General features: G+C 66.8%; 4 protein-coding genes and 2 tRNA genes. All 6 read right to left on the bottom strand.

Translation table 11 applies throughout. The features are described 5' to 3' along the window. Positions 1–455: 455 nt before the first annotated feature. The 6 genes from C5B97_RS04660 to C5B97_RS04635 all read right to left on the bottom strand — a co-directional run bounded on the left by C5B97_RS04660 (position 456) and on the right by C5B97_RS04635 (position 6,002). Positions 456–1,301: a Cof-type HAD-IIB family hydrolase gene (locus C5B97_RS04660; RefSeq protein WP_104310950.1), complete on the bottom strand. Its 846-nt coding sequence runs from the start codon at positions 1,299–1,301 to the stop codon at positions 456–458. A gap of 172 nt (positions 1,302–1,473) precedes the next feature. Next, a tRNA-Ser gene (locus tag C5B97_RS04655) sits at positions 1,474–1,563 on the bottom strand. A gap of 102 nt (positions 1,564–1,665) precedes the next feature. After that, the gene (locus tag C5B97_RS04650) at positions 1,666–2,961 is read right to left on the bottom strand and encodes an LCP family protein (protein WP_104310949.1); all 1,296 of its coding nucleotides are present in this window, start codon (positions 2,959–2,961) and stop codon (positions 1,666–1,668) included. A 105-nt stretch (positions 2,962–3,066) separates the two neighbouring features. Next, entirely contained in the window at positions 3,067–4,413 is a 1,347-nt protein-coding gene (locus tag C5B97_RS04645; protein ID WP_104310948.1) for an LCP family protein, read from the bottom strand. A 29-nt stretch (positions 4,414–4,442) separates the two neighbouring features. Continuing rightward, a tRNA-Ser gene (locus tag C5B97_RS04640) sits at positions 4,443–4,530 on the bottom strand. Between the two features lie 98 nt (positions 4,531–4,628). Beyond that, the gene (locus C5B97_RS04635; RefSeq protein ID WP_258067950.1) at positions 4,629–6,002 is read right to left on the bottom strand and encodes an LssY C-terminal domain-containing protein; all 1,374 of its coding nucleotides are present in this window, start codon (positions 6,000–6,002) and stop codon (positions 4,629–4,631) included. Position 6,003 lies beyond the last annotated feature (1 nt).

The raw sequence follows: 6,003 nt of genomic DNA, 5'->3' as shown, positions 1-6,003 counted from the left end.
GAAACTGACAAAAAACAAAACAACACCAAACCCGAAGGCTCAGTACTGACTTGTATTGTCCAAATATGTTTCCAAAAGGAATCCTTACCCCTCCAAAAAAGGAGAGGCACGGGATCAAATTGGCATTTGACATAGTGCACGCTGTTGAGTTCTCAAGAATCGGACGCTTCTCGTTTCCGGCCTATTCGACCATCTCCCGAGAGCAACCTCTCTAACCTACATCAGGCTTGGAACCTTGTCAACTTGAGCTGTGCGAGATTCGCAATTGCTACTGGACGTTCCTGGTCCTGATGTTGAGTTATGTGCGCTTCTTCCTGGCCGGTTTCCCTGCCGCTCGGAAGCAACCTGTGTAACTTACCCGCGTTTTGATCCAGAGGTCAAACCATCCTTGAACCCGGGCGTGTCGCGCCAGTGGTCGGGCTCGCGGACCGAGCGCCTGCGGGCGGCTCCGGGCGCTATTCCACCAGGCCGTGGCGGGCGAAGGCCGTGGAGATGCCGTCTTCCAGCACGGTGGTGGTGACCTCATCAGCGAGCTTCTGCAGTTCGGGGTCGGCGTTCCCCATCGCGATCCCGACGCCACACACGTCGAACATCTCGATGTCGTTCCAGCTGTCGCCGATGCCGATGGCATCAGCACGGTCCAGCCCGAGGTGCTCGAGCACCTTCTCGATGGCGGCGCCCTTCGTGGTGCCCGGAAGACCGACCTCCCCGTCGGAACCACCAGGCAGCGGCATGCTCCCGCGCACGATGTGGAAGCGCCCGCCGAACTCGGCCTTCGCCCGGTCGACGGCGCCGGGCTGCTCCGTGAAGAACACCGCCTTCGCGATCTCGGTGAGCGGGGCGTCCTCGATGGGCTCGGCAGAGAACCCCTCTTGCGGCGACGTCTGCGGTTCGACCTTGCCGACCCGCGCGGCCTGCAGGTGCTGCACGAGCGCCGCCCGGGTGGCTGCAGGTGCGTAGACGCGCTTGTCGCTCTGCAGCAAGTAGTGGAGGTCGTGCTTCTCGAAGTGCGCGATGAGGGCGTCGAGCTCGGCCCGCGGCATCGTCTCCTCGTGCACGCGAACGTCTCCCGCGTCCGCGAAGGCCCCGCCGTTGGTGACAGCCCCGTCGAACCCGATATCGAGCACCGCCTGCGGGATGTGCCCGGCCGCTCGGCCGGTGCAGAGGTAGACGAGGTGCCCCGCGGCACGTGCCTCACGCACCGCTCGCACCGTCGAAGGAGCGATCCGACGCCCGTGGTCGAGGATCGTGCCGTCGACATCGAGGAAGGCGATCTTGGGACTGCTCGAGCGTTCTGGCATGTGACCTCACGTTGGTTCGGGAGTGCAGGGGCACTGACCAGCCAACCCTATGCCGTGCGCGACTCGCCAAGACCGGCGGGTGGTCGCACCACAGGTGCCGCCGCTGGAGACACGAAACCCCGGCTCCGAGCTTGGCTCGGACCGGGGCTTCATCTTGGTGTTCTCTGCAGAGCGGAGACGAGGGGATTTGAACCCCTGGTCCCCTCAAAGGGGACTCCACCTTAGCAGGGTGGTGCACTCGGCCGGACTATGCGACGTCTCCAAGACTCACCTATCGTAGCGGGTCGCGAGCCAAGTTCCGAACCGAGCGGGAAATTGGCGTACGACTGCTCGTGGCACGCGCCGGCCAAGCCGAGACGAGCGGCTATCCGAAGAGCGTCGTCGGGTTGGAGCACGACTCCTGGTCGGCTGCCTGGCCTGCGAAGGTCGGCGCCGGAGTCGCGACCGGCGCGTTCGGGTCGACGGGCGCATCCGTGGCCGTGTCCTCACCGGTCGTGCCGTCGCCGGCCGCGCCATCCTCACCGGTCGCGCCATCCTCACCGGTCGGCGCCCCGGCAACCGACAGAGGCTGGTCGGCAGCGAGCAGATCCCACATGGCGGTCGCGTCGGGCTCGAGTGGCATGACCCGAGCACCGTCGTAGTCGGCCGCCGGCAGCTGCACGAACGCGATCTTCGACAGATCGACCTGGTTGAGCGCTGACGCCATGCCCATGAGCGTCGGCACGTCGGCGAGCGATTTCGTCATCTTCATGTTCTGCGTGGCTGCGACCCCGAGGCCGTACAGCTTCGTCGGGTTCGCGAGGGTGCCAGCGCTCTTCACCTCACGGATGAGCGATGAGAGGAACACCTGCTGGTTCGCGATGCGCTGCAGGTCGCTACCGCCCACGCCGTGGCGGGTGCGGAGGAACTTCAGCGCATCCTCGCCCTGCAGCGTGTAGTTGCCGGGTTGCAGGTAGAGGCCCACGTAGTCGTCGCTGATCTCGTTCGCGACGCACACGTCGACACCGCCCACCGCGTTCGACATCTCGATGACCCCGAGGAACTGCACCATCGCCGCGTACGGAATGTCGAGGCCGCTCATCGCCTCGACCGTCTCGACGACGCAGCCCATGCCACCCTCGCCGAGGATGCTGTTCATGGGCACCTCGAAGCGCTCCTCCTGAGCAACACCCTGGTCATTGGTGCACGCCGGCTGGTCGACGATCGTGTCGCGGGGGATGCTGACGACGGATGCGTGCGTGCGGTCGGCAGAGACGTGCAGCAGCATGTTCACGTCGTTGAGCACGCCGGACGCGTCCTCGTCGCCCTCCCCGTACTCGGCGCCCTGACCCGTGCGGTCATCGCTGCCGACGAGGAGGATGTTGAAGCCGCCCTCGATCTCATCGAACGCCACGGTGTCCTCGTCGTCTCCGCCGGGATTCGGCAGCACGTCGAGCCGCCCCCAGAGGCCGGCGACAGCGATGCCGCCGATGGCGAGCACGCTCACGAGCGCCACCGACAGCGCGATGAGCAGCCCCTTGCCAAGCGAGCGAGCCGCTGACGTCACGGGCAGCCGGCCGTGCTGGGCGACCCCGCCGCGCGCATCCGGGTGCAGGATGCCGTCGTCGCCGGCCCGGTCGAAGCGCTGAGCGCTGCTCCCCCGTCGTCGAGAAGTCGTCACAGGTGCGGGCCTCCCCCGAAGCGTACGTGGAGTTCGTCAGCATAGGCCTCGCGAACGTGGATCACCTGACCACGCCCGAGCAGCGCTCGCCGCTGTTCACCGAGCTCAGAAGAGCGACGTGCTCGCGTTGGAGCACGACTCCTCATCGGCGCGCTGACCGGCGAGCGTCGGCTGCGGCACGGCCGTCGTTGGCGCCGTCTCAACCGGAAGGCCGGTTGCCGGGTCGACCGGGATGCCCGTGGCCGGGTCGATCGGGAAGCCCGTCGTCGGGTCGATCACCCAGCCCGTCTCCGGATCGATGTTGACCGTCGCGTTCGGGTCAGGTGTCTCCGTCGCTTCTGGAGCACCGGCGACCTCGAGCGACTGGTCGGTGCGCAGCAGCTCCCACATGGCCGTCGCGTCCGGTTCGAGCGGCTGCACTCGCGCCGAGTCGTACTCGCCCGTCGGCAGCTGCACGAACGTGATCTTGTCGAGCGGCACCTGCGAGAGCGCCATCGCCATGCTGACGAGCGTGTTCGGGTCGGTGAGCGAGCTCGACATGGTCATGTTCTGCGTCGCCGCGACACCCAGGCCGTAGAGCTTGACGGGGTTCGTGAGCGTGCCCGCGCTCTTCACCTCGCGGATGAGGGAGGACAGGAACACCTGCTGGTTCGCGATGCGGGTGAGGTCGCTGCCGTCACCGACGCCGTGGCGGGTGCGGAGGAACTTCAGCGCATCCTCGCCCTGCAGCGTGTAGTCACCCGGCTGGAGGTACAGGCCGACGTAGTCATCGTTGATCTCGTTCGCCACGCAGACGTCGACGCCGCCGACGGCGTTGGACATCTCGATGACGCCGCGGAACTTCACCATCGCCGCGTAGGGGATCTCGATGCCGCTCATCGCCTCGACCGTGGAGACGACGCAGTTCATGCCGCCCTCGCCGAGGATGCTGTTCATGGGGACCTCGTAGGCCTCTTCCATGGCGACGCCCTGGTCGTTGGTGCAAGCGGGCTTGTTGACGATCGTGTCTCGCGGGATGCTGACGACGGATGCGCTCGAGCGGTCCTCCGCGATGTGGAGGAGCATGTTGACGTCGTTGAGCACACCGTCCGCGTCCGCTTCGCCCTCGCCGAACTCGGCACCCTGCCCCGTGCGGTCATCGCTGCCGACGAGCAGCACGTTGATGCCGCCCTCGATCTCGGCGAAGTTCGCGGGCTCTTCCGAACCTGACGGGTCGGCGATGTCGAAGGTCGTGACCTTCGACTGCAGGTTGATCCAGGCGAGCGCCCCGACGAACATGACGCTGACGAGCGCGACGCACAGGGCGATCGTCCCCGTCTTCACCACCGAGTTCGTCGGCGTCGTCACGTGCAGCTTGCCGTGGCGCGCCGAGGTGACCTTCGGCGCTTCGTCCTTGACGCCCTGGCCCGGGACGAAGCCGCGCCGTGCGCGGGAAGGTCCGGAGTGCGTCACAGGCGGGGTTCCTCACGTCAGGGGCTTGGTGGCGGAGGGCGTGGGATTCGAACCCACGAGACATTGCTGCCCACTGGTTTTCAAGACCAGCTCCATCGGCCGCTCGGACAGCCCTCCAGGATTGCTCACAACGATTCAGTATCGTTTTCGAGCTTGTCGCGTGTCCATGGTAACCGAAAGTGAAATGTCTGGTTACCCGGGGAGGACCCGCGACCTCACGGACGCTGCCGCGAGTACTGACGCGCCGGCTTCCCTGACAGAGCCAGCAGGGACAGGATATCCAGAGCCGTGAACGCGAGGGTAGTGCTGAACCTGATTTCCTCGTCGCCGGCCCACCAGCTGCCGAACTGCAGTGCGATCGACGCCGCCGCGTAGAGCAGCAGCGTGATGCGGGCCCAGTTGACGCCGCGCAGCACGAGCACACCAAGCAGCAGCGAGGTGAGGACGATGATGGCGCCCGCGATCATCGCCACGATCCAGGCGGGCTCCGCGAGCGTCGCCGCATCGGTGCCGGAGAGGTCGGCATCCGTGAGCACCTCACGCATGCCGTCGGGCCCGAGAAGGGCCAGCGCCCCGAAGAAGAGCAGGGCGAGCACCCCTCGCCCGAAGACGACGATGGCACCGAAGGTCGTCGTGATCGGCCGGCCGTGCCGTCGCACGGCCTCGCCGACGGAGGCCTCGACCGGATTCGACGAGCTGAGGGGCTCGAACGCGGCGTTCGCCAGCGGCTCGAGCACCGGGGACGAGACGCCCGTCGCAGCATCCACGGCGCTCGGCAGCTGCAGCACCGGGAGGTTGCCGTCGGTGCGGATCGAGTCACCGCCCCCGTTGCGCGAGTGGTACCCGGTGGAGAAGTCCTTCAGGATCGCGACCGACGCCCGCGGCGTGCCCTGGAGCACGGTCGCGACGATGTGGTCCCGCTCGACATCGGTGTCCGCATCGATCTTGTGCGTGACCTGCAGCGTGAAGAGCGAGAAGCCGACGGCACGATCGAAGGTGCCGGCCGCGAGCCAGTCGACGCGCGTGCCGCCTGGGAGGAGCCAGCCTTCCGGACACTTCCAGAACCGCACGTGGTGCCGCTTCGCGGGATTCCCGGCGACTTCCTGCTGGTAGGCGAAGTCCTGCTGCCGACCGAAGAGGAAGAGCGGGCTCACCGGCGCCTCGTCGTAGCTGCGCCGAGTGACGGTCGAGGAGATGATCCCGAGGCTCGTGCGCAGCGAGATGTCATCGGCCCGAGTCCAGCCCGCGGCCCGCATGGCCTCATGCAGCTCGGCCTCGTGACCGAGCAGCCCAAGGTTGATGGGGTCGCCAAGCAGGCCGTCGCTCGTGCGGGCCCTGCCGATGAAGTAGTCGGGCACGTACACGGTCGTCAGGATGCGGTGCATTCGCGGCAGCACCAGGTACGCGAGGAGCGCCCAGAAGATGACCAGGAGCAGGATCCCCCACCAGCCGACCTGCAGGGAGTCGTCGGCGACGAGGAACGCGAGCCAGATCGCGGCCAGCCCGGCGAACACGAAGAAGAAGCCGTCGAGCCCCTGCCCGATGGCGGCGAGCGGCCGCTTCCGCCTCCGTGGCACGTCGACGGTCACG

It is taken from the genome of Pseudoclavibacter sp. RFBB5 (genome assembly GCF_002931555.1).
In the GTDB taxonomy this organism is placed as follows: domain Bacteria; phylum Actinomycetota; class Actinomycetes; order Actinomycetales; family Microbacteriaceae; genus Pseudoclavibacter.
The sequence above is the reverse complement of the archived record's forward strand: the minus strand, read 5'-3'. Positions and strand labels throughout refer to the sequence as shown.

Bases quoted from the DNA above. Each gene is read 5' to 3' on its own strand.
- C5B97_RS04660 (WP_104310950.1), bottom strand. From the start codon at position 1,301: ATGCCAGAACGCTCGAGCAGTCCCAAGATCGCCTTCCTCGATGTCGAC.